At 55.5% G+C, this 20944-nt stretch carries 25 protein-coding genes and 1 pseudogene; 19 read left to right on the forward strand and 7 right to left on the reverse strand.

What is annotated here, in order from left to right; all coding sequences use genetic code 11:
• Nucleotides 1-7: 7 nt before the first annotated feature.
• Complete coding sequence (locus AAIL67_RS08430) at nt 8-367, forward strand: hypothetical protein (RefSeq protein ID WP_343483776.1); 360 nt, start codon at nt 8-10, stop codon at nt 365-367.
• A 148-nt stretch (nt 368-515) separates the two neighbouring features.
• Nucleotides 516-848 (forward strand): hypothetical protein, encoded by a 333-nt coding sequence (locus AAIL67_RS08435; RefSeq protein WP_057092418.1) that lies wholly within the window; start codon nt 516-518, stop codon nt 846-848.
• Nucleotides 849-1067: 219 nt separating this feature from the next.
• Here AAIL67_RS08435 and AAIL67_RS08440 read toward each other — a convergent pair whose 3' ends face one another.
• Entirely contained in the window at nt 1068-1277 is a 210-nt protein-coding gene (locus AAIL67_RS08440) for a molybdopterin-binding protein (RefSeq protein ID WP_003062306.1), read from the reverse strand.
• Between the two features lie 290 nt (nt 1278-1567).
• Between AAIL67_RS08440 and AAIL67_RS08445 the strand changes: the two genes are divergently transcribed.
• The 10 genes from AAIL67_RS08445 to AAIL67_RS08490 all read left to right on the forward strand — a co-directional run bounded on the left by AAIL67_RS08445 (nt 1568) and on the right by AAIL67_RS08490 (nt 10519).
• Complete coding sequence (locus tag AAIL67_RS08445; protein WP_280008801.1) at nt 1568-1993, forward strand: nuclear transport factor 2 family protein; 426 nt, start codon at nt 1568-1570, stop codon at nt 1991-1993.
• A gap of 635 nt (nt 1994-2628) precedes the next feature.
• Nucleotides 2629-4026, forward strand: coding sequence for a hypothetical protein (locus AAIL67_RS08450; RefSeq protein ID WP_280008800.1), 1398 nt, complete (start codon nt 2629-2631; stop codon nt 4024-4026).
• A 692-nt stretch (nt 4027-4718) separates the two neighbouring features.
• Nucleotides 4719-5399: a hypothetical protein gene (locus AAIL67_RS08455; protein ID WP_343483777.1), complete on the forward strand. Its 681-nt coding sequence runs from the start codon at nt 4719-4721 to the stop codon at nt 5397-5399.
• 321 nt (nt 5400-5720) lie between these two features.
• Nucleotides 5721-6215 (forward strand): MarR family transcriptional regulator, encoded by a 495-nt coding sequence (locus AAIL67_RS08460; RefSeq protein ID WP_046462351.1) that lies wholly within the window; start codon nt 5721-5723, stop codon nt 6213-6215.
• The gene (locus AAIL67_RS08465; RefSeq protein ID WP_280042738.1) at nt 6212-6985 is read left to right on the forward strand and encodes a DNA alkylation repair protein; all 774 of its coding nucleotides are present in this window, start codon (nt 6212-6214) and stop codon (nt 6983-6985) included. Before AAIL67_RS08460 ends, AAIL67_RS08465 begins: the two co-directional genes overlap by 4 nt.
• A gap of 10 nt (nt 6986-6995) precedes the next feature.
• Complete coding sequence (locus tag AAIL67_RS08470) at nt 6996-7334, forward strand: DUF6616 family protein (protein ID WP_280042740.1); 339 nt, start codon at nt 6996-6998, stop codon at nt 7332-7334.
• Between the two features lie 277 nt (nt 7335-7611).
• Nucleotides 7612-8022 (forward strand): translesion error-prone DNA polymerase V autoproteolytic subunit, encoded by a 411-nt coding sequence (gene umuD, locus AAIL67_RS08475; RefSeq protein WP_224648283.1) that lies wholly within the window; start codon nt 7612-7614, stop codon nt 8020-8022.
• Nucleotides 8023-8213: 191 nt separating this feature from the next.
• Entirely contained in the window at nt 8214-8756 is a 543-nt protein-coding gene (locus tag AAIL67_RS08480; RefSeq protein WP_231879672.1) for a hypothetical protein, read from the forward strand.
• A 92-nt stretch (nt 8757-8848) separates the two neighbouring features.
• On the forward strand, nt 8849-9958 hold the full coding sequence (locus AAIL67_RS08485; protein ID WP_280042742.1) for a type I restriction endonuclease: 1110 nt from the start codon (nt 8849-8851) through the stop codon (nt 9956-9958).
• Between the two features lie 240 nt (nt 9959-10198).
• Complete coding sequence (locus AAIL67_RS08490) at nt 10199-10519, forward strand: Rha family transcriptional regulator (RefSeq protein WP_280042744.1); 321 nt, start codon at nt 10199-10201, stop codon at nt 10517-10519.
• Nucleotides 10520-10766: 247 nt separating this feature from the next.
• Here AAIL67_RS08490 and AAIL67_RS08495 read toward each other — a convergent pair whose 3' ends face one another.
• Nucleotides 10767-11192: a hypothetical protein gene (locus AAIL67_RS08495; RefSeq protein ID WP_057092426.1), complete on the reverse strand. Its 426-nt coding sequence runs from the start codon at nt 11190-11192 to the stop codon at nt 10767-10769.
• A gap of 147 nt (nt 11193-11339) precedes the next feature.
• Nucleotides 11340-11897: a DUF1003 domain-containing protein gene (locus AAIL67_RS08500; RefSeq protein WP_057092427.1), complete on the reverse strand. Its 558-nt coding sequence runs from the start codon at nt 11895-11897 to the stop codon at nt 11340-11342.
• A gap of 228 nt (nt 11898-12125) precedes the next feature.
• Between AAIL67_RS08500 and AAIL67_RS08505 the strand changes: the two genes are divergently transcribed.
• Complete coding sequence (locus AAIL67_RS08505) at nt 12126-12599, forward strand: universal stress protein (protein ID WP_343483779.1); 474 nt, start codon at nt 12126-12128, stop codon at nt 12597-12599.
• Nucleotides 12600-12748: 149 nt separating this feature from the next.
• Nucleotides 12749-13204 carry a universal stress protein gene (locus AAIL67_RS08510; RefSeq protein ID WP_003062356.1) on the forward strand — a complete coding sequence of 152 codons (456 nt, stop codon included), beginning with the start codon at nt 12749-12751 and terminating at the stop codon, nt 13202-13204.
• Between the two features lie 6 nt (nt 13205-13210).
• Here AAIL67_RS08510 and AAIL67_RS08515 read toward each other — a convergent pair whose 3' ends face one another.
• Together AAIL67_RS08515 and AAIL67_RS08520 are read right to left on the reverse strand one after the other, a co-directional pair.
• On the reverse strand, nt 13211-13363 hold the full coding sequence (locus AAIL67_RS08515; RefSeq protein WP_280042746.1) for a hypothetical protein: 153 nt from the start codon (nt 13361-13363) through the stop codon (nt 13211-13213).
• A 91-nt stretch (nt 13364-13454) separates the two neighbouring features.
• Nucleotides 13455-13622: a hypothetical protein gene (locus AAIL67_RS08520; protein WP_280042748.1), complete on the reverse strand. Its 168-nt coding sequence runs from the start codon at nt 13620-13622 to the stop codon at nt 13455-13457.
• A gap of 484 nt (nt 13623-14106) precedes the next feature.
• Between AAIL67_RS08520 and AAIL67_RS08525 the strand changes: the two genes are divergently transcribed.
• Nucleotides 14107-14664 (forward strand): fimbrial protein, encoded by a 558-nt coding sequence (locus AAIL67_RS08525; RefSeq protein WP_280042750.1) that lies wholly within the window; start codon nt 14107-14109, stop codon nt 14662-14664.
• Between the two features lie 19 nt (nt 14665-14683).
• On the opposite strand, the pseudogene AAIL67_RS08530 reads toward AAIL67_RS08525, so the two are convergent.
• Both AAIL67_RS08530 and AAIL67_RS08535 read right to left on the reverse strand, forming a co-directional pair.
• Nucleotides 14684-14970 (reverse strand): annotated as a pseudogene (locus AAIL67_RS08530) (IS3 family transposase); the annotation flags it as partial.
• 53 nt (nt 14971-15023) lie between these two features.
• A complete protein-coding gene (locus AAIL67_RS08535) occupies nt 15024-15896 on the reverse strand; it encodes a LysR family transcriptional regulator (RefSeq protein WP_034354101.1) in 873 nt (290 codons plus the stop codon).
• Between the two features lie 108 nt (nt 15897-16004).
• Between AAIL67_RS08535 and speG the strand changes: the two genes are divergently transcribed.
• The 4 genes from speG to AAIL67_RS08555 all read left to right on the forward strand — a co-directional run bounded on the left by speG (nt 16005) and on the right by AAIL67_RS08555 (nt 20541).
• Nucleotides 16005-16520, forward strand: coding sequence for a spermidine N1-acetyltransferase (gene speG / locus AAIL67_RS08540; RefSeq protein ID WP_034354104.1), 516 nt, complete (start codon nt 16005-16007; stop codon nt 16518-16520).
• A gap of 653 nt (nt 16521-17173) precedes the next feature.
• Nucleotides 17174-17551, forward strand: a complete 378-nt coding sequence (locus AAIL67_RS08545) for an XRE family transcriptional regulator (protein WP_224648295.1) — start codon at nt 17174-17176, stop codon at nt 17549-17551.
• A complete protein-coding gene (locus tag AAIL67_RS08550; protein ID WP_343483780.1) occupies nt 17548-18816 on the forward strand; it encodes a HipA domain-containing protein in 1269 nt (422 codons plus the stop codon). The genes AAIL67_RS08545 and AAIL67_RS08550 overlap by 4 nt, the downstream gene beginning before the upstream one ends.
• 240 nt (nt 18817-19056) lie before the next feature.
• Nucleotides 19057-20541, forward strand: coding sequence for a Fic family protein (locus tag AAIL67_RS08555; RefSeq protein WP_343483781.1), 1485 nt, complete (start codon nt 19057-19059; stop codon nt 20539-20541).
• Nucleotides 20542-20944: the final 403 nt, after the last annotated feature.

Consider the following 20944-nt stretch of genomic DNA (forward strand, 5'->3'; position numbering starts at 1 on the left):
TCTGCCGATGACTGCGCATGTAACGATGAACGCCAAGCAATTTGTTGAAAACTGGGTCAAGCTCAAATCAGAACTTCTTTTGTCTTTCATGAATGCTCATGAGGAGTCGGAGGTCGCAGCGCGGATCGCAGCCCTAGAGCTCACGCCCAAGCAGCACGAGCAACTTCGAGCGATTCTGGATTCGGTGCTGGGAGACACCATGTATACCTTGCTGCTGGGACTTGATGGCGCCGCGAGCATTGGAGGTGAGCAACAAACGTATACGCTTCATGATGAGAGCGGCAATCTCATCTCTGATTGCGGTGAGCTGGAAGCAGCTGCATGGGAAGCCTTTCACGGGCAGGATCAGGCACCTGAGGGCGATTGACAAACCATGCCCAGCAGCTGATCTGCGTCGTTTGCAGTCCTGAATTCATTAGGGAAGTAGGCGTAACTACGCGCTCTTGGTGCTTGCATCTCTTCAATGCGCTCGACTATGCTGGTTACATTGAGTCACGCAGCGCTAGGAGGGAACTTTGCCAAGCATTGAAGTTTTTGAAAAGCTCACTGGTCGCAAATTTTCGGATGCAGAGCTCTTGCATACAAAGGTGCTCGCCTTCCCCGAAGAGGGAAAAAAGAGAGTTGTCTATGGACTGCTGGCCGAGGCTATCGACATTGACTACTCTCAAAAGTCACTTTCTGAGCTTGGCGAGCAAATAAGGCTGGCCCTGTCCCATATTGAGCGCCTTGCACCCAAAGCCTTCGTTGGTCAGAACATTCGTCTGTACGAGGGCGGCAACCACCTGGACATCATCAATGATGGGGTTGGGAGCATGGGCTGGTTGATTGTGGAAGACCACCTGACTTGATTGAACCTCAATGCCCCGGAATTCAGAAGCGCAGCAATCCCTTGTCCGGCTTCTGATGCCTGTTGGCTGTCTGCGCAAACATCGCCGTGCTATCCGCTGCGCCGGTCTGGAGGTCGTTGCTTGCGAAAGAAGCTTTTAACTTAGCGCATCCAACTGATCTGAACTGGCTGAATCAGAAAGGCTCCCTTAGGAGCCTCTTTGCTTAGACAGAAGAGCTGTTCAATCCACAGCGACCATCACCGACGACGCTTTAATGACGGCATATGCGTTGTCGCCCTCTTTCAACCCCAGGGACTGGGCCGACGTCGAGGTGATAGAGGACGTGACTCTCACACCAGGGGCAACTTCTAGTGTCAGTTCCGTGCTGACCGGGCCCGTGACAATCGAGATAACCTTGCCTTGCAAGACATTGCGAGCACTGATTTTCATAGCATCTGTACCTGAAGAAATGACGACGGACAAGAGCATATATTCAGCGACTCGATGGCTGTAGAAGCTCTGTCATATAGAAGTTCTATCGGCAGTTGTATGACTGCAATGGGCCGAACAGCGGCAGCCGCAATCGGTTGTCGGCTGCGGACATTCGCCAGCCTTTGTGAGTCAAATGTTCCTCAAAAGGTACCGCTACATGCGCGATAGTCGATACAGACGATGCCTAAGCAGCCGATACACGTATTGTCCTGACTGGTTCAAATCATGACTTCCAAACGGAGCCAGCAATGACACTTCAGGACATCTCGGACAAGGTAGAAATCAACGAACTCCTGGCACGGTACTGTCATGCCTTAGACGAAAAGGATTGGCACTCGTTTCAAGCGATATTTCTTTCTGATGCGATTTTGGACTTCACCGCCTTTGGTGGACCCAAAGGCTCTCCTGCCGAGCTGCAAGAATTTTTTGTACCAATCCTTGGCGGCCTGGCCTCGACACAGCACACAGTCTCTACCGTCAAAATTGATCTGGCAGGAAATAGCGCCACCGCTCGATCTGCGGCCATCGTCCCCATGACGGGCAAGACGCCTGAAGGCAAAGAAACCACTTTTGTGAGCGGCCTTTGGTATGAAGACAGCCTTGAGCGCACAAAGGATGGCTGGAAGATCAAATCACGAAAGCAAGTTCGCAGTTGGGCCACAAATCTGGCCTGATCCACACGGTCTGAGGCATCGGTGTCTATGCGATGGGAATCGAACCGATAAGGCCGGGGTTTAAGGGGGTGCAGCGGGGCTATCTCCCTCTGAGCGCCATCATTTCAATTCCCGTCACGCCCCCTAAACTCCCCAGAAAACTCCCCTGGCGATTCAATGTGCCCCTACTATGCTCGACCGCCAAGTAGCTCAGACGACGCCTCCTACGTGCTCAATGCGGCGATTATAGGTAATATGGATAGATCACCGGTGAGTCAAAGGTACCTTTGCCCAGAGCACGGGCAAGCATTTAGAGAGTGCACAAAGCAAGCCTTGGCAAAACTGACATTTAAGAAAGAGGTTGGACTGAGCGTCTCCAAGACAGACCGACACAAGCAGCCGCTTTGCTCCGCCTGAATACGCCCAAGCCAACACCGGGCACTTAAACTTGATGCCAACCTAATCATGATCACTAGATACCACACCAATACCCGCTAGAAATCACCGCAAGAGGTCTTGGCGGTAAAGCTAGGCCGTGGCGTTATTTAGAGTCCATCGATTTATGGTGAATTTTTCTGGAACTAAGCAGCCAGCATACAGGAAAATAATTAATACTGAATTCTATTTGATAGATCTATAAATACGGAGTGTGAAATTTGAAAAAAGAAGAACAGTACATCATTAAGACCATTTATGCATTGATTGACGAAAATTCCCAAGAGACCAAGGGAGGTGAGTCAATTGTCTTGGATGGAATAGAAAAACGGTCGTTCCAGACATCACCAAGGAAGTTACTAGAAAGAGATTGGGATCCAGCAACATGGCTCTTGATGGTAAAGGATCCGAGGTTGATCGGTATAAACCTAGAAGTCGATGACGATTCACAGGGTAATTGGTATGAAGTAGATTTCATAGTCGAACCATCCGAGCATGCTAATGCAGAGCTATATTTTTTGAAAGCTAATGAAGAAACCATACCATCTCCGGTAAGAATTATTTCCGCCAAGAAAATCAACAACCAGAAAATCATTCAGAAACTTCGCTCATTTTCTCGATTGAGTGGTTCACCACGGACGAGCAAGAATCAAGTGCAAATCCTGATTGATAATGCTATGATAGGCATACAAAAACGGATGCTAGTCGTTTACGATGTAGGACAAGCAAATTGGCATGCTTTGGTAGATGTAGATAATTGTCCAAATACACCTCCGCCTGTCCACCTTTTCTTCGACTTTGGAGTGCCTACAGGCTGGAATTACTCTACGCAACCCTCACCGCCAATCGACCCTCTTGGGTCAAAATATGTAAATCAGGAGGCTCCTGTAATTCTGTCTCATTGGGATATGGATCACTGGGCAGGTGCAGCGCTGGGCCAACCCCTATATGGAAGTCGAGGATTGGTTATCAACTGGGATCCAAGGGCGGTTGCAAGTCGAACTTGGCTGGTCCCAAATCAGGGAAGATTTCAATCTGGTCAAAAAATCACCCCAACTGCCTGGCGGCTTGCGTTAGCGCTACACCGACATAGAAATCTCCTTATCTGGCCGTCATTAATGACAAGAGTACAGAGCATTAGCGGCGATTGGGTCGTGAAATGCACTCCATCCGGCACTGTTCCGCGCAATAACAATAATACGGGACTGGCATTATTCATAGCGCAGCATGACAGTGAATTTAGTTCCGACTATATCCTCGCACCAAGTGATGCGGAGTATGTATCGGTTTACGCGCACATGACGGCCATCAGCCGAATAAACCATCTCGTGGCGAGCCACCACGGTGGAGCACTAAAGGTACCCACCGCTATACCCATTGCTTCCAGCGGATGCTCCAAACTCGCATTTTCGCACGGAGCAAAATATGGTCATCCCGCCCCTTCAGCGATCAACAGTCACTATGGACACCGATGGCGATCGCAATTTGAAACTATTAATCGCTCTCCCCGTCCAGCCGGAGCTGTTGGATCAATCGGCTTGGGCGGTGGCATCAGTTGTGCGCATATCTCACTATGTCAAAATTGCACCGCTGCAATTCACACCTGTCCCAGCTCCTAGAGCTAGACACTAGCTAATAAAGACTCATTTCTTTGACAGTACGGCCAAGTGCCTACTTCAGCACCTGTGAAGCGCCCATATTTTTTCTTGTCTTAAATGAGCGATCGCTATTAGTGTGTAACTGTCGTTTGAGCAAACTCGGGAGAGTTTTGACGAATGACGGCTCCTAGCTAACTGCTGACAGGCCGGCCCTAGCCGTCACCGCTGCAACTCACTGAGCTACCTAGCTCCGCTAGCCTATCCACAGAGAAAAATGCAGGATCGAGCCAATAATCAGGCTCTCTCCGTAACAACCGAGGCCTTGAATGTCACCACTTTGGCTCTTTGCGCTCGCCGCCTTTTTTGGCTACTTAGCCTACGACGCATTTCAGTTTCACCATTCGGCGAATCATCGGGTTTGGGCGGTTCCCCCCGTGTCAGGCAGAGCTGTGGGCGCCGACCCCTTGTCGGTAGGAGAACAAGGGGCTTCGCGCTCTCACAAGTACACCGGGGCTGAAGGAATTCCAGGCTTGCACTGGGTCTTCTTGGTGATGGCTTTGGCATGTGCTGCTGCGGGTGCTTATTTCTGGATATTTGATTGAAGCAGTGCTAGTCAGCCCGCTGTGCCTGGCCCAGCTTGCAGCCCCACCCATATTGCCGCTGACACAAGCTTGCGTTAGCCTGCACGCTCCACTATTGCTCAGGAGCCTGCCATGTCCCGTCGTTTGGTTCTTTCTGCCAGCACCGCCCTTGCGGCTGCCGCACTGATTGTTGGTTGCGGCGCCATGGGGGCGCCGGGCGGCAACCCCATGAGCTTCTTCATCACCAGCACCAACCCCGGCAAGGGCGGCGACCTGGGCGGGCTGGCCGGGGCCGACCGCTACTGCCAGTCGCTGGCCGCAAGCGTGGGCGCAGGCAACAAGACCTGGCGCGCCTACCTGAGCAATGCAGCGCTGAACGGACAACCGGCCGTCAATGCGCGCGACCGCATCGGCAACGGCCCGTGGCGCAACGCCAAGGGCGTGGTCATTGCCACCAGCGTGGCCGACCTGCACAGCGCCAATGCCAAGGTTGGCAAGGACACCTCGCTGACTGAAAAGGGCGAAATCATCTCGGGCTTTGGCGATGAGGTCAACCGCCACGACATCCTGACCGGCTCGCGCCCTGACGGCACCCTGGCCGTGCCCGAGCCCGGCAAGGACACCACCTGCGGCAACTGGACCAAGAGCGACGGCGGCTCTGCCATCGTGGGCCACCACGACCACAAGGGCACCAACCCCGACCCTGTGGCCAATGCCTCGTGGAACTCATCGCACGGCACGCGCGGCTGCAGCGTCGAGCAGTTGCAGCAGAGCGGCAGTGCCGGGCTGATGTACTGCTTTGCGACCAACTGAGCGGGATGAAAGCGCGGGCCTCGGCCCGCCCAAGTGCAAGCAGGGCTCGCTTGCCCTGCTTGAACAAGACCATGAAGATCAACAGGCTCCCAGCACACCGATATCGCTGCCCAACTTGATCGCCCGCAAGCGCCGTCCCTGAGCGCCCCTGACGATTCAGTGCTCACCGCCACCCTACTCTGCTTGGTCATTGAATCGGCGCTCAGCTAGGCCAAGGTCTGCAATCGACAAGCCGGCATCTGATGAGCTGGTGCTCGGTCCACTATTCATGAAGTGATGTTGCCCATATAATTAGCCACCATATTATATTTTGGCTAACTAATGAAGCTTGAACAGAAGTACCAGGCGCTAATTGAAGAGGCACAACGACGCAAACTTCCCGATGTGGATGGCATCCAGCTGTGCTTTCAAGTGCTGTCGATGGCTGCAAACATCGACCGCGACTGCGCTGCCTTGCTGGCCCCTCATGGTTTGTCTGAGGGGCGCTTTGTGCTGTTGTTCCTTCTCGATGTGGCGCCTGACGGACTCGCACCCAACGCGCTGGCCGAACAGGCTGGCGTGACACGCGCCACGGTGACCGGCCTCTTAGACGGACTGGAGCGCGAAGGTCTGATTGAACGTCACGCCAACGCCGAAGACCGCCGTGCTCTTTGCATTCGGCTGACCTCAAAAGGAAAACAACTAGCCGGTACCGTTATCGACCAGCATGGTCGGTGGATTGCAGGCTTGTTTGGCAACCTGTCTGTAGATGAGCGAAAGCAGTTGGCAGCGTTGCTGGAGAAAGTACGAGGCCCTGAATCGGACGTTGAATCATGAGTGATCAAGTCCGCAAGGGTGCGACGCGCACCGCTGACATTCCTCGGGACGTTCTTCATGCGCTATCGCGCGGGGAGTTGCAATGTGCGACGCTGGCTGAGTGCCTGGCAGTCGACCAGGCCGTACTGGCACGAACACTCTTTCCGTCACTTACGGCTCAAGCACTGAGCACGATCGATGAAGCCTGCCAACTGGGTGTGCTCAAACGCATGGCCCGTATCGGCGCAGTCTTGCTGGAGGACCTGGGTACAAAGGGCATCGCACAGTGCCAAACGCACCGCGCCGATATGGCACGAGGCTGGGCGTGTTTCATGATCGGTGCCCGGCCTAACCTGGATCTCAGTGCACGGCTGGCCGCAATGCACCCGCTGGCAGACGATGCCCATTTTGGTGTGCGTGAATGGGCTTGGATGGCGATGCGGCCGCACCTGGTGCAAGACCTGGCTGCGGCTATCGCTCAGCTGATGCCATGGACACAAGATCCTTCCGAACGTGTCCGACGATTCGCGTGCGAGGTTTTGCGTCCCCGCGGTGTGTGGAGCACGCATATCTCGCAGCTCAAACGCTCGCCCGAGCAAGCACTGCCTTTGCTCTCAGCTCTGAGTAACGACCCTTCGGTCTATGTGCAGGACTCGGTCGCCAATTGGCTCAATGATGCCGCCAAGGACCAGCCTGCCTGGGTGCGTGACATCTGTGCCCAATGGCTTCAAAGCTCCCAAGCCGCCGCCACACATCGTATATGTCAACGCGCACTGCGCAATCTCAAGTGAAAGTGGAACCATGTCTCATTACCTCGTAGAGCTCTACACCCCCAACTCGGCTTGGCTCGCACTGCCTGCCGAACAAAAGCAACACTTTCTTGGCGGCATCGGACTCGCATTGAATCAACTCTCCAGCCTCGGTGTCGAAGTCCTCTCCCTGGCAGAAACGGACTCCAGCATTGACCAGGGAACCGCGCATACATTCCTTGGTATTTGGCGCTTTCCTGATCAAAACGCTCGTGACGCTCTGCTGGCGGGCATCAAAGCCAGCGGCTGGTACGATTATTTTGACCATGTGAATGCAGCCAGCACTCAAGGGGCGGCGGATATTCACTTGGCCGCTCTAGCCGCCGCGTAGCGCAGTCTTTCGGACAATGCCTGCGTGCTCTGCAATGCATGCGGCTAGTCAATTTCTAGTCCCCGCTGATGCCCACTAATGCCCGCCCGCCACAGTCGCCACTGCGGGCTGGCCAGCTTTCGGCATAGCATATGCAACTCAACATGGATCCCCGGATTCGCACAGAACCGGGTGCAAGATCGAGTGGAAAGCATGCGACATCAACGTGGGTTCACAACACCTGAGTTGCATCAACCGCTACACTGTACATATGCACAGTCATCGTCTCATGAGTGGTATGCCCGTCCAACTGATCGCGTCCCCGGTTACTTTGCCGCTGGCTGATCGCAGCGCACGCGCGGGCTCGCCCGCGAATGACTTCGCTGGCAAGCGACTGGATATTACAGACCTGCTGGTCACGCACCCCAAGGCCACGTTCCTGCTGCGCGTGGCCGGCCCGTCCATGCAGGAACACGGCATCGATGACGGCGATATCGTCGTGGTGGACAGGGAGCTGCGTGCTCGCGATGGGAGCATCGTCGTGGCAGTTGTCGAGCGCGAACTCGTCATCAGAGTGCTGGACAGCGATGGCGACACCTGCAAGCTCAAGGCAGGCGCCCCCACCTACCCCGATATCCTGCCTCAGGAAGGACAGACGCTGGAAATCTGGGGTGTCGTCACCAGCTGCATCAAGCGCTTTGCAAGATGAACACAAGTGCACGCCAGCCCAACGCGGGCTGCCGTTGAAACCTGATTAGCGCCAAAAAAACGCCCACTCACGAAGAAAGGCAATGTAGCTCTCTACATTGCCTTTTTCTTTGGTTTATTACAGTGACCCAACATCGCACTGCGGGCCGGGGTTAATGCGCCAGTAACTAATTTTTACAGATAATGCTCCGCATGCATTTTCTGCCTGCCTTGACTGCCGCAGCATTTTTGCTGCCAGCCACCGCTATGAATCAAGCCATAGCGCAGCCTATTTATCGCTGCGGCAATTCCTATTCTCAAGAAGCATGCAAAGGCGGCAAAGTGGTGGAAGACAAAACCACCACCCTGCACAGCGGCCATTCAGGCAGCACTGTTTATCTGTGCAAAGGCCATGGCGGCGGGCTTTTCTGGAGCAGCGCGCAATGCGGCCAGCACAACGCTTTTCTCGAACGCACGGAAACCGTGCCCTCCGGCCTGCCCTGGGATCAAAAAGTAGCCCAAGCCGAAGCCCAATGGCGCAAAACCCAGCGCAATACCGCAGCCCCTGCGGTTGTCTATCAGACCCGCCCTGCCCAGCCTGCCGAACCCGGCAAAAAACAAGTCTGTGACGCGCTGGAAGAACGTGTCAAAGCGTTGGACAGCATGGGACGTGCAGGCAGCCAGTATTACGACCTGGATTGGGTCCGAAGGGAACGCAAGGTTGCTCGGGATGAGCAGTATCGGCTGAAATGTTGAGACTCGAAATATGCAAGCGCTAAAAGCAATTGGGAAAATCCCATGTAAGCACTTATATATGATGCCCTCACAAACAACTTGAAGGAGGAAATGTGGAGTTCTATGAAAGCCTTAACAACCTTGCCGCAAAAATCCGACAGCAGGGCCAAAACATCTCAACGGAAGAAGCAACAAAAACGGCATTCGTCATGCCATTTATTCAATCCGTATTGGGATATGACGTTTTCAACCCTTCCGAAGTTGTTCCAGAATTCATCTGCGATGTAGGCACCAAGAAAGGGGAAAAGATCGACTATGCCATTTTCAAAGATGGTCAAGTCCAAATGCTGATCGAATGCAAAAAGCTCGGTGAGCCACTGAATGTCAACCATGCAAGCCAGCTTTTCCGCTACTTTCACGTCACGACCGCAAGAATCTCTATCCTCACGAATGGACGGGTCTATAAGTTTTTCACAGACCTAGACGCTCCCAACAAAATGGATGAAAAGCCATTTTTGGAGCTCGATCTACTGGATATCGATGAGCACGCGGCACCAGAGCTTCGCAATCTCACGCGCTCCGCATTTGACGTTGACTCCATCATCAGTGCAGCAGGCGAACTGAAATATATCGGCCAACTCAAACGTGAATTGGCCAATCAGTTCAGCGACCCATGCGAAGAATTTCTTCGATTCTTTACTGCCCGTGTCTATGACGGAGCAATCACTGCGCGTGTGCGTGAACAGTTCCAGCCACTGCTACTTAAAGCAGTCACCCAGTTCACCGGCGATTTGGTCAATGATCGATTAAAGTCAGCAATTACTGGAGTTGCACCACAGACTCTGGTGGCTCAGCCACTTGCTACAGATGATGCTGTGAAGTCAGAGAAATCAACCGATAAGCCAATAGCATCACAAGATGAGGAAACCGCTCGCATCGAAACAACCCCTGAGGAGATGGAAGGGTTCTTCATTGTGAAGTCGATAGTGCGAACAAGTGTTGAGCCGGAACGCATTGGTCACAGGGACACACAGAGCTATTTCGGCATTTTGCTAGATGACAATAACCGCAAGCCCGTTTGTCGCCTCCACTTCAATCGCAGCCAAAAATACCTTGGAATCTTGGATGCAGAAAAAAAGGAAGTGCGCCACCCTCTTAGCAAACTGGACGATATCTACAACTTCTCCACGGAGCTTATAGCAGCGACAAAGCTTGTTGCGTAACGCAAACAACGCCCCTAACAAAGCCCGCTCGCGCGGGCTTGTTTGTTTCGAAGGTGGTGACAGGTGTTCCCTATAAGTAGCAGTTTGGTCACCAAGCCTGCTTGCGCATGGCTCCCGCTTTACGGTGGGCCGTGTGGGGACACCCACGAGGGTGTGCCAGTTCTACTGCCGATCGACCAACCCGGCCTCTCTTGGTCGGTGAGGTGATGGGCTCATACCTTGCTCAATAGGAGCCTCATCATGGCTGCTAACAGCATTGGTTCGTCCGTAACCTCCCTCCCCGCTCGCCCTGAGCCCTCCGTCGATCACGGAACCACCACCACCAGCCTTCAAATTGCCGAGCACTTTGACAAGCGCTACGCTGATGTGATTGGTGCTATCAAAAGGCTCAATGCTCCTGCCGAATTCACTGAACGCAATTTTGCGTTGAGCGATTTCACGGACTCAACAGGCCATACGCTCCCCGCATACCTCATCACCCACGACGGCATCACGCTGCTGGCCATGGGCTTTATGGGCAGAGGCATTGCGCTGAAAGGTCGCCTATATCGATGCCTTTAACCGCATGGAGGCCGTGCAACAGCCTGCGGACACGCAGCACACGGAGCAGGCCTTTTCTCCGGCCGCAGAGGCCGCGGCCCAGGTGCACCGCACGGTGTTCAATGCGGTGATGGAAGCTGACCCAGTCGAGTGGCAGCACAGCCGCTATCTGCTGAACCTGAACTACGACAGCCAGGGCCGCCCTACCCAGCCCCATGCCCAGCCGATTGCCCTGGCCATACAAAAAGCCCCTGGCAGGGGCTTTTGTTCAGGCCTCTGGCTTGGAGGGCCAGAACATCTCTCGCACTTCGGGTGCGTAGTACGGCAAGGCAAGTACTGCGCCAAATAGTGCAAAGCCCAAGGCCGATGTCGCGTTCCCCAGGCCGGACAGCACAATCGGCGGACTGAAACAGGCAACGACTACGGTCGCAACAGAAGACCACAGGGTAAACCGGGGCGCCCATGCTCTGAACCGCAGCAGGCCGTAAAAAGCAATGAGGCCGAGCACCACGAGCACCGAGAGCGCCAGCAAGAAAATCCAGTCCGTGGGGCCGACTTCCGACTGCATCAAAAGGCTCTGGGAAAGATCGGTCAGTTCATGGGGCACCAGATCGAAGCCATATTCCGCCAGCATTCCGAATAACGGGATACCCAGCGAAGCAATCACCAATGCACGATACGTCGATTTGCCCATACCCTCTCCAAGTTGCTATGGGTGAATCGTACTACCGCCCCTCCCGCCCCAACCCGCTGGTAGCGATCTGCACTGCGGATGCGGCAGGCCCCGTGTGGCATCGACGAGGCGCTGGCAAGCACCTCAGACTACGCAAAACCTGCACAGTTAAACGGACCGCGGCCCGTCCGCCAGCCGGCGCAGCAGCTGGAGCTGTTCGCTCTGGATGGTGATGAGCTCGCTCCACTGCGTTTTCTGCAGCTCGTCGATTTTTTGGTGCAGCAGCATGATTTCCAGCTCGGCCTTGAGGTTGACTTCGTAGTCGTGCTCTCCGCGAATGCGGTCCTTGTCTGCCTGACGGTTCTGCGACATGAGAATGATGGGCGCCTGTATGGCCGCCAGCATGGACAGAAACAGGTTCAGCAGAATGTAGGGATATGGGTCGAACGTGGAGCCGCGCGCCCAAAGCAGAAAGGCGTTGAGGCCCACCCAGACCAGCATGGTTGCGCAAAACAGCGCCACAAAGGCCCAGGAGCCGCCAAAGGTGGCGACGGCATCGGCTGCGCGCTGGCCGAAGGTGGGCGGTGTCTGATCTAGCTCCTGGTCCACATTGCGTGAAATGTGCTTGCGCCGGGCAATGTGCTGGGCGACCTTGAGCGCTCTGGCGTCCAAGGTATCTGCGGAGGCACCAAACAGCCTCTTCGCAACGGTATCCGTATTGAGCATGGGACTTCCTTGTCATCCGAAAGATGAGGACATTGCCAGCATGCTACCCAAGCCTGGCGCTTGCCTTGCGCCCTGTCGCGCCGCCGCCACCGTCATACGGCAACAAGCACAAGCGGGGGAATGCTTGAATATTGACGCCAGGTGTTGCAATGGCTGCCTTCGAGTGTGAGTATGGGTAGGCAATCGTTCGGATTGCGTAGCTACCGCTGATGCCCAAGGAGGCTGAAAATGTTCAAACACATTCTGATTCCGACAGACGGCTCGAAACTCTCCGAAGCCGCGCTGCGCGCGGGCATGCAGTTGGCCAAGGAGCAAGGCTCCGAGGTGACGGTGCTTTATGTGATGCCGGACTATTCGGCTTTGATGTATAGCGGCGAGGGAATGGTGGCCTACAACCCCAGCGAGATGCGCCGGGACGCCGAACTAACGGCCGACACAGTGCTAAAGGCGGTGCAGGACATTGCCAAGGCCGAGGGAGTGGATTGCAAGTTGGAGCGGACGATGAACTTTTCGGTGCACCAGGCCATCATCCAACAGGCCAAGGACAGCCACTGCGACCTGATCTGCATGGCGTCCCACGGTCGCAAGGGCCTTGCCGGCATTTTGCTGGGCTGCGAAACCCAGCGCGTGCTGGTGAACAGCGGCATTCCGGTGCTGGTGCATAGGCCTGTGGTCAAAGAGGTCCGAGCCGATTCCCACTGAATTTCAGGCCTTTTCTTGCCCATCAGAAAAACCGCTTGAATACCTACTTCTGGGTGTTGCATCAGCCGCCCCGGAGTGTGAGTATGGGTTTGGCAATCGTTTGGATTGCGTGGCAACCCCACAGGCGCTGGCGCGCAAGGAGGCTGAAAATGTTCATGCACATTCTGATTCCTACGGACGGCTCGAAGCTCTCCGAAGCCGCGCTGCGCGCCGGCATGCAGCTGGCCAAGGAGCAAGACTCCCAGGTGACGGTGCTGTATGTGATGCCGGACTATGCCGCCTTGATGTATAGCGGTGAGGCGATGATGACTTACAACACCAGCGACCTGAACAAGGACGCCGAGAGAACGGCCGACAGGGTGCTGCAGGAGGTGCAGGACATTGCCAGGGCCGAGGGGGTGTATTGCAAGACTGCGCGAGCCATGAACGCCTCGGTGCACAAGGCCATCATCCGGCAGGCCGAGGAAAGCCACTGCGACCTGATCTGCATGGCATCGCACGGCCGCAAGGGCATTGCCGGCATTTTGCTGGGCAGCGAAACCCAGCGCGTGCTGGTGAACAGCCACATTCCGGTGCTGGTACACAGGCCTGTGGTCAAAGAGTAAAACGACTCACAACCCGCGAATGGCGGCGATCAAGCCGCCCAAGCCTGCGGCTGTGGTGCCCAATGCGACCAGCACATAGGCCACGGCAATGCGGCGGGCATGGCGGTCTGCGGCGGCGGCATTCAATGGTGTGGTGACGGTCACTTTGGAAAGCATCATCAGCGCTCCGACCCTTGGGCTTTCAAGGGTTGGGAACGAAAGCCTCAGTCGGTCCGAACGCCTGGGGCTTTCGCCTTTTCTGCGGGCTTGGTCAGTGGGTCGCCAGCAGTTGCCTGTCCAGCTGCATCTGCCCTATCAAGGCATTGACCTGGGCGTCTCGGCGTTCGACCAGGCTGACCAGCACTCCAACCACGCCCGCGCTTGAAGCAGCAAGGGCTGGCACCACTCCCAAGCCATGTTGCAGTACGAGTTGGGGCACTTGTGCGGGCATTCAAACGGAGCGCCCTCGTGCAGACGCCGGGCAGGAAGGCGCACGAAAAGGTCTTGGTAAAAAAATGCCAAATGCCAAATGCCAAATGGGGGGGCGAATAACGTTCTGTTGGTTGGTGGTGGCCTTGATGGGAATCTCGTCTCAGGCGAAGGCGCGGTGTGATGTGACTGGGGGCTCCCAAACGTTGACCTTCGATGGCCCGGGGGAAATCATGGTGCCTCGTGATATCTCGGATGAGACTTTGGTCTTTACTGACATTAAGCCACTCTCTAGGGACACCCGCTTCACCTGCTACACCGGAACTTCGTTTGGGATTCACGCCGCTCCTGCGCGAGGACCTAATCCAGTAGATTCGTTTTACTTTCCTACCGGCACACCTGGACTGTCGTTTCGAATAAAGGGGCGAAACGATGACATCATACCTCCTCCGATAATAGAGCAATCAGCTGGCCAATGGATGCTGGTCGGCAACATGACACTGGAACTTCTCAAGACTTCGGCATTTGAGCCTAGCGGCCAGATCAACGCAGGCGATATAGGAACCCTAAAGATTGGACCCGATTTCCTCGTCACGTATAGACTGGCTCGACCCATAAACTTTATCGCTGGCTCCTGCGAGAGTCCGGACGTGAACGTTGCCATGGGGGATGACTATATTTCATCTGATTTTGGTGGACCAGGTACCCGTACCATACCGGTCTCCTTCAACCTGAATCTAAACCGATGTCCGCCTGGAATTGGCAAAGTCAACTACACGTTTGTTGCGTTGACAAAGGTCATTGACGCCAGTCAGGGAATCGTCGGGCTTAATAATGGATCAGATGCCATTGGAGTCGGGCTTCAAATCAGAGACGGCAATGACGCACCTCTTGCATTGGATACTCCCCATAAATTTACAGGATACGACTCCCGCCAAGGTGGTAGTTTTCAGATACCGCTGAAGGCGAACTATTACCGATTAACAAACGAGCCTAGATACAAGCCTGGAACAGCAAATTCAGAGCTGATATTCATCATGAGCTACTTGTAGGCTACCGGCTCCAAGATTTGAAGTCCTTCAGGACTTGAGCCGGCGGCCGAGCTCCACCTGGGCGAAAAACGCGCTGACCAGCTTCAATATCTCGCTGGGCCGGCGCAGTTCCTTGACCCGCGCTCCGGTTCCTTCCTGCGCCGAAGTTCGCCGGTCGTGGTGCCTTCGTGTACGCCGGCATCGACCTCGGCACGCTTGACCCATTCGTTCAAGGTCTGCGACACGCAGTCAATACTGGAAGCGACGGATTCGATGCTTGCCCACAGTGATGGGCCCTCCCCCATGTGGCTCCTGCACCAGCCTCACCGCGCCCTCGACCTCTTCATGGCTTCATCTTCCCAGGTGCTGAGGCCTCCTTGCTAACTCGAACGCAGCAGCGTTGCCAGCCGTTGCTCGATCCACAAGGCCGTAGCGCCCAGCTCTGCACCCTGCAAATTGAGCATACGCACGGCTAACGGCGGAAGCTGCAGTTCCGCGCAGTCCAGTGCCACGATGCGGGGCTCAATATCGGGTGCTTGGGCGATATTGCGCGGCAGAATTCCCCAGCCTATGCCGTCGGCCAGCATGTCGGCAAGCACGTAGAAGCTCTCCGAGCGCCAGATGCTCGGACTGATCACGAGGTCTTCAACACCCTCGATGTGCATCACCAACTGCCGGTGAGAGGCCAGGTCCTCGCGCTTGATTCCATTGCACTTGGCCAGCTCGTGGTCGCGCGATACGAACACCATCTGAGGTACGCCAGCCACATAAGTTTGAGCAAACTGAGCGCCTGCCGGGCCCCGGTCAAACTGAAAGGCAAGCTCAGCTCGACCTGATTGCACCTGGCGTGCGACTTCGGCCGCCGTGCCATTGAGCAGGGTCAACTCCAAAGCCGGGAACTGGTGCGCCAGCTCCTGCAGCAGTCTGGCAATCGGCGGATAGGGCAAAGCTTCGTCGATAGCCACGCAAAGCTTGGCTGTCTGGCCATGTGACAGCTTGCGCGCGCGCAGGTCTAGCGCCTGGGCCTGATTGAGCAGGGCCCGTGCCTCCAGCAAGATGACTTCGCCAGCCTGCGTGAGTCGCACCGACCGGCCTACACGATGAAACAACTCCAGCCCGAGATCCGCCTCCAGCAGTCCCATGGCCATGCTCACTGAAGATTGAGTTCGGCCCTGGCGCCGAGCGGCCTGGGTCATCGAGCCACAGTCCGCCACGGCGACGAATTGGCTCAAACGTTCTAGTGTCCATTCCATAAATCAATTTTACTGATTGATCTGAACTTTTCTCAAACAAAAAATTGATTGATCATTGGCAACATGGTCGCTTCAAGCGGCCTCTCCAACCATTGAACGAAAGAATCCATGACGACATCCATTCAGCTAAGACCATTGGAGCGCGACGATTTGCGCTTTGTGCACCACCTGGATAACAACGCCAGCATCATGCGGTACTGGTTTGAAGAGCCTTATGCGACCTTTGATGAACTGACCAGCCTCTACGACTCACACGTTCACGACCAAACTGAACGTCGCTTTGTAGTCGAGCATGAAGGAGCCCGTGGGGGGTTGGTTGAGTTGGTGGAAATCGACCTGGTACACCGCCGAGCGGAGTTTCAGATCATTGTTGCCCCTGATCAGCAGGGCAAGGGGATTGCCACTCGTGCTACTCGTCTGGCGCTTGACTATGGCTTCAAGGTTCTCAATCTGCACAAGATCTTTTTGCATGTGGACAAGGAGAATGCCAAGGCTATTCATGTCTATACGAAGCTTGGCTTTCAGCCGGAAGGTGAACTGGTCGATGAATTCTTTGCCAACGGCCAATATCGAAGCGTGTTGCGCATGTATTTGCTGCAGAAAAGTTACCTCAACAAGGAATGAATCATTGAAAGAGCCTCTGGGCTCAGTAGTTCATTGCGCCAGAAGTTCATTGCACCAGTAGTACTGGCGTCTTGCGGCATATGCCAACGTCGCTGGCAATGGCTTGGTCATGGCTTTGCCGCGCCGGGCCACCTGGGCTTGAGGATCTCCTGCCGATGCATCCGATAGACACCGTGCTGCACGGGCTGCAGCACCTCGACCGCCAGCGCAGCCGCCTGCCACGCGCTATGAAAAGCAAAGCAGCCACCGCCATCCCAGCAAAGCTATCGGCAGCAAACTGCTTTCAAATGCAGTTAGAGAAAGCGCAACGTGCTCACAAATTCATATATAGAAAGCACAAAATTATTCATAGATGAATCAAAAATATATATTTAAATATATCTATGTATCAAACAAGCACGCAGACAACAATGAAGTCGCCTGCTGTCGCATGCAAGCAATGCTTTAGAGACAAAAATAATTCATAGATTTACATGTTTTAGCCAAAACACTAATATCTATGCATGCCACGCCAGAACACATCGCCCGCAGACTACCCGCAAGCCGTACTCCAGCAGATCGAGCAGCTTGCGCAGAACATCGTCATCGCCCGTAAACGGCGCGGCGAGTCGCAGGCGCAGTGGGCCAAGAAGCTGGGCATATCGCAGCCCACCATGGCGCGCATAGAGCGCGGCGACCCGTCCGTCGCCATGGCCTCGTATGTGATGTGCATGTGGCTGATCAATCATGCCGGCGGCCTGGCCGACCTGATCGCGCCGCAGAACGACCATGCGGCGCTGGAGAAGGAGGTCGCAAAGATTGACAGCAAGCGCAAGAGCAGCGCTCCCAAAAAGAACAAGCCATCAGCGGCTGCAACAAAAGCTGCACTCCCTCAGCCATCGACTTCAGAACCGGAAGGCTTGGCAGGACTGTTTGAACGGATGGCCAAGTACGCTTTAGAGCAAGAGATGCAAGCTCAGGGCGACAAAAAGACAGCTGCAGCAGCAGGACTAGCCGCTCTCATGAACAAATCAACGCCTCAAAAGCTATGAGCCTGCCCATCAACACCGTCTCGCCACGCACCTACGTGCCGCAAGACCAGCTCTATGTGTGGGCCATGGTCAACCCTGCTGCGCCCACGCTGGTGGGCGAGCTCAGCCTCTCACAGCTGGTGGCAGACTGCGCCACTTTTACCTACACACAGGACTGGTGGAACTTTGCGCTCAGCGAGGACATGACCATCGTCCAAGGGCAGATCTTCAGCACGGGCGAGAGGAACACCGCCCCCGGCGCAATCGACGACGCCCGCCCCGACTGCTGGGGCGAGCGCATCATTCGTCACATCGACCGGCCTGCCCGCCTGTCCATTCTGGAAATGCTGCTCTTCGCGGGTGACGACCGCTTTGGCGCGCTGGGCGTGTCGACCTCGGCAGAGCAATATATTCCCCGCTACCTCGGGCCCTATCCGCAGTTGAAGGATCTGGCCCAGCTCGCCGCCGCGGTGGAAGACGTGCAGACCCAGGCCCCGATCACCGCAGAGATACAGCGCCTTATCCAGCCCGGTGTCACCCTCGGCGGCGCGCGGCCCAAGGCATTGCTGCAGACGGATAACGGCCCCTGCGTCATCAAGTTCAGCGAGCTCGACGACCCCGTGGACACCCCGCTTATCGAGCACGCCACCATGACGCTGGCCGCACAGGCCGGCATGTATGTGGCCGACACCGCCGTGCTGCCACTGCCGCCACGCCACGGCAAGGCTCGGCACGCTCTCACCATCGAGCGCTTCGACCGCCTGGGCCCCTACCGCGTGCACTGCCAGTCCGCCCACACCGCCCTGCGCGCTGCGGGGCTGGAGCAAAGCTACAGCAATCTGGCCACCATCGTGCTGCGCCTGGGCCACCCGGACCGGCAGAATGCCATGCGCGAGGAGCTGTTCAAACGCATGGTCTTCAACATCCTCATGGACAACACCGACGACCACGAGCGCAACCACAGCATCAGCCTCAATCTGGCAGACGGCTACTATGACCTCACGCCCGCCTATGACGTGGTGCCCAGCCTGCAAAACCTTGGCTATCAGGCACTCGTCGTGGGTACCGCAGGCTCCGAATCCAGCCTGGAAAACGCACTCACCCAGATCAACGAGTACGGCATCAAAATGCCCCGCGCCGTCGAACTGATACGGCAGGTGGCCGCCGCCGTCGATCGCTGGGCCGCGCACTTTACTGCGCTGGGGGTCAGCAAGTCCGACATGGAGTTGCTCGCCGCCAGCATCGACCGCGACGCGCTCAGATCGCAGAGACAGGCCTTTCTGTAAAAGCTAAGCACCTCTCACCCCAACAAAAGCCCGCAAGGTTCCAGACTTGGCGGGCTTTCTTGATTCCCAAGGAATCTTGATGACCGACACCTCAGACCGCGAACAATTGCTTCGCAGCTAAGCAGAGGCATCAGAGATAAGAAAAATCCTCAAAAAGACAAAGAAAGTAATTTTTTCTTCAGTGAAGTTGGAAAAATTTTGTTTAGCATTTGCCAAATAACTTTTTTCCTCGAGGAGCAGATGGCACATCACCGTAAAGTTGGTTATGCACATCTACGTGAGCGCCTGAGCACAGGGGCATTCGAGCCGTCACAACCTGCCAAAGTCTACCCTGTCCAGAAATTTGTGCGACTGTCTGACTGCGTGCAAGTACCTGAACACGCCGCTCCTGCCTCCGATGCCAGTGCATTGGAGCATCTGCTCTTCGCCCTCAAGCATGAAGAGCTGGATCTGCAAGCCGCGATACTAGCCCTCAAAAAAATCGACCCAGTACCACTGGTGGAGCAGTTTTCACAGGCCACCAGCAGCAGCTATCTCCAGCAAGCCTGCTTCCTCTGGGAAATAGCCAACCAGCAAACTTTGAATGCACCACCAGCCAAAGGTGCGACCAAGCCGCTATTTGACCCCAATCTATTTCTCACCGGCCCATCGAGCAAATACACCCGATGGCGCGTGGACTTCAACGGCATAGGTTCCATACAGTACAGCCCCACCGTCAGACTCACACCTGAAATCAAGGCTCTGCTGGCCGAAGATATCCTTGGTCAGGCCCGCGAGTTCATCCAATCCATGGACCCCGACATGGTCGAGCGCGCGGTGCGCTGGGCGTATCTCAGCGAGACCGAAGGTTCATACGCGATTGAGCGCGAAGCGCCTACAGGCAACCGCACAGAAGCATTTGCCAAGCTTCTTGCTCGCGCTCATGAAGAGATCCTTCTCACTGAAGAGTATCTGGTCGAGCTTCAAAATCTCACCGTGCAATCGGCCATGGATCAGGCAGTGGAGTACCGCAACCAGCAAAACTGGCTGCGACGCGACAGCAGCATCACCTACGTACCGCCAGCACCTGAGCACCTCCTCCCCGTAATGGAAGGCCTGCTCACACTGGCCAACCAAAAAGACAACGGCATCCATCCACTGGTTCTGGGATCGCTGGTCAGCTTTGGATTTGTATTCGCCCACCCCTTCATGGACGGAAACGGTCGCCTATCGCGTTTCTTGTTCCACAAAATTGCCTGCCGCAATGCCAATTTACCCAACGGTCTGGTACTCCCCATCTCTACAGCGATGGCACGCCATGAAGGCCACTACCTGAGGGCCCTCAAGTCCTTCTCTGCCCCCGCGCGCGACCTATGGACAGTGGCCAAAGTCTCAGACCTGGAGTACGACTGCGCCTTTGAGGGCTCACCCGAGATCTACCATTTCTGGGACGCCACACAGTGCGTGCAGTTTGGCCTGGAGATGGCCAAAGAGGCACTCCAGCGTGACCTGCATGAAGAAGTTCATTTCCTCGGCCGATTTGATCGTGTGTATTCACGGCTCAATAAAGCCATTGACATGAACAACAACCTCATGAACCTGATCACAAGACTACTCGTGCAAAACGATGGCGCTTTGTCAATCAGCAAGCGAAAAATGTTCATGGCCAAAGGCTGCACAGAGGAGCTACTGAACGAAGCCGAACAGATTGCTCAAGAAGCGTTAAACGAAGAAAGCCCAGATTAAGGATGCAATCAATGGAACAGCCCGCACACGCGGGCTTTTTTAATCACCAAGAAGTCTTGCCTCAGACCGCGGCGAACTGGTGCGACTGGCGGGCGAGCAGACCATCAACAACTATGTGTCGGCCCCCAGGTCCGCTATGGACCTGGCCGTGCTCGACAAACTGCTGAGCGAGAACCGCCCGACCCGTTCGACTGTGAGGAAGTGGAGAAGATCATTGACCACGCGCACACCAACTTTGCGCCCACGGTTGTCAACTTGATCGCGTTTCGATTCTTCTCAGGTCTGCGCATCCTGTTGGTATTGACTGCACAAGCAGCTTGCCCATGGTGGGAAAGGATGGCTAAGCGCTTCTTGACACGAGGTTCTGACGGTATGGTCATTCACTATGGCGATGCCGGCCGAT

It is taken from the genome of Comamonas sp. A7-5 (assembly GCF_039581385.1).
GTDB classification, from domain to species: Bacteria; Pseudomonadota; Gammaproteobacteria; order Burkholderiales; family Burkholderiaceae_C; genus Comamonas; species Comamonas thiooxydans.

Bases quoted from the DNA above. Each gene is read 5' to 3' on its own strand.
- AAIL67_RS08470 (WP_280042740.1), top strand. From the start codon at position 6,996: ATGTCTCATTACCTCGTAGAGCTCTACACCCCCAACTCGGCTTGGCTC.
- AAIL67_RS08555 (WP_343483781.1), top strand. From the start codon at position 19,057: ATGGCACATCACCGTAAAGTTGGTTATGCACATCTACGTGAGCGCCTG.
- umuD (WP_224648283.1), top strand. From the start codon at position 7,612: ATGCCCGTCCAACTGATCGCGTCCCCGGTTACTTTGCCGCTGGCTGAT.
- AAIL67_RS08545 (WP_224648295.1), top strand. From the start codon at position 17,174: ATGGCGCGCATAGAGCGCGGCGACCCGTCCGTCGCCATGGCCTCGTAT.
- AAIL67_RS08430 (WP_343483776.1), top strand. From the start codon at position 8: ATGACTGCGCATGTAACGATGAACGCCAAGCAATTTGTTGAAAACTGG.
- AAIL67_RS08490 (WP_280042744.1), top strand. From the start codon at position 10,199: ATGGCTGCTAACAGCATTGGTTCGTCCGTAACCTCCCTCCCCGCTCGC.
- AAIL67_RS08500 (WP_057092427.1), bottom strand. From the start codon at position 11,897: ATGCTCAATACGGATACCGTTGCGAAGAGGCTGTTTGGTGCCTCCGCA.
- AAIL67_RS08465 (WP_280042738.1), top strand. From the start codon at position 6,212: ATGAGTGATCAAGTCCGCAAGGGTGCGACGCGCACCGCTGACATTCCT.
- AAIL67_RS08535 (WP_034354101.1), bottom strand. From the start codon at position 15,896: ATGGAATGGACACTAGAACGTTTGAGCCAATTCGTCGCCGTGGCGGAC.
- AAIL67_RS08460 (WP_046462351.1), top strand. From the start codon at position 5,721: ATGAAGCTTGAACAGAAGTACCAGGCGCTAATTGAAGAGGCACAACGA.
- AAIL67_RS08480 (WP_231879672.1), top strand. From the start codon at position 8,214: ATGCATTTTCTGCCTGCCTTGACTGCCGCAGCATTTTTGCTGCCAGCC.
- AAIL67_RS08440 (WP_003062306.1), bottom strand. From the start codon at position 1,277: ATGAAAATCAGTGCTCGCAATGTCTTGCAAGGCAAGGTTATCTCGATT.
- AAIL67_RS08445 (WP_280008801.1), top strand. From the start codon at position 1,568: ATGACACTTCAGGACATCTCGGACAAGGTAGAAATCAACGAACTCCTG.
- speG (WP_034354104.1), top strand. From the start codon at position 16,005: ATGACGACATCCATTCAGCTAAGACCATTGGAGCGCGACGATTTGCGC.
- AAIL67_RS08550 (WP_343483780.1), top strand. From the start codon at position 17,548: ATGAGCCTGCCCATCAACACCGTCTCGCCACGCACCTACGTGCCGCAA.
- AAIL67_RS08495 (WP_057092426.1), bottom strand. From the start codon at position 11,192: ATGGGCAAATCGACGTATCGTGCATTGGTGATTGCTTCGCTGGGTATC.
- AAIL67_RS08515 (WP_280042746.1), bottom strand. From the start codon at position 13,363: ATGATGCTTTCCAAAGTGACCGTCACCACACCATTGAATGCCGCCGCC.
- AAIL67_RS08455 (WP_343483777.1), top strand. From the start codon at position 4,719: ATGTCCCGTCGTTTGGTTCTTTCTGCCAGCACCGCCCTTGCGGCTGCC.
- AAIL67_RS08505 (WP_343483779.1), top strand. From the start codon at position 12,126: ATGTTCAAACACATTCTGATTCCGACAGACGGCTCGAAACTCTCCGAA.
- AAIL67_RS08525 (WP_280042750.1), top strand. From the start codon at position 14,107: ATGACACTGGAACTTCTCAAGACTTCGGCATTTGAGCCTAGCGGCCAG.
- AAIL67_RS08510 (WP_003062356.1), top strand. From the start codon at position 12,749: ATGTTCATGCACATTCTGATTCCTACGGACGGCTCGAAGCTCTCCGAA.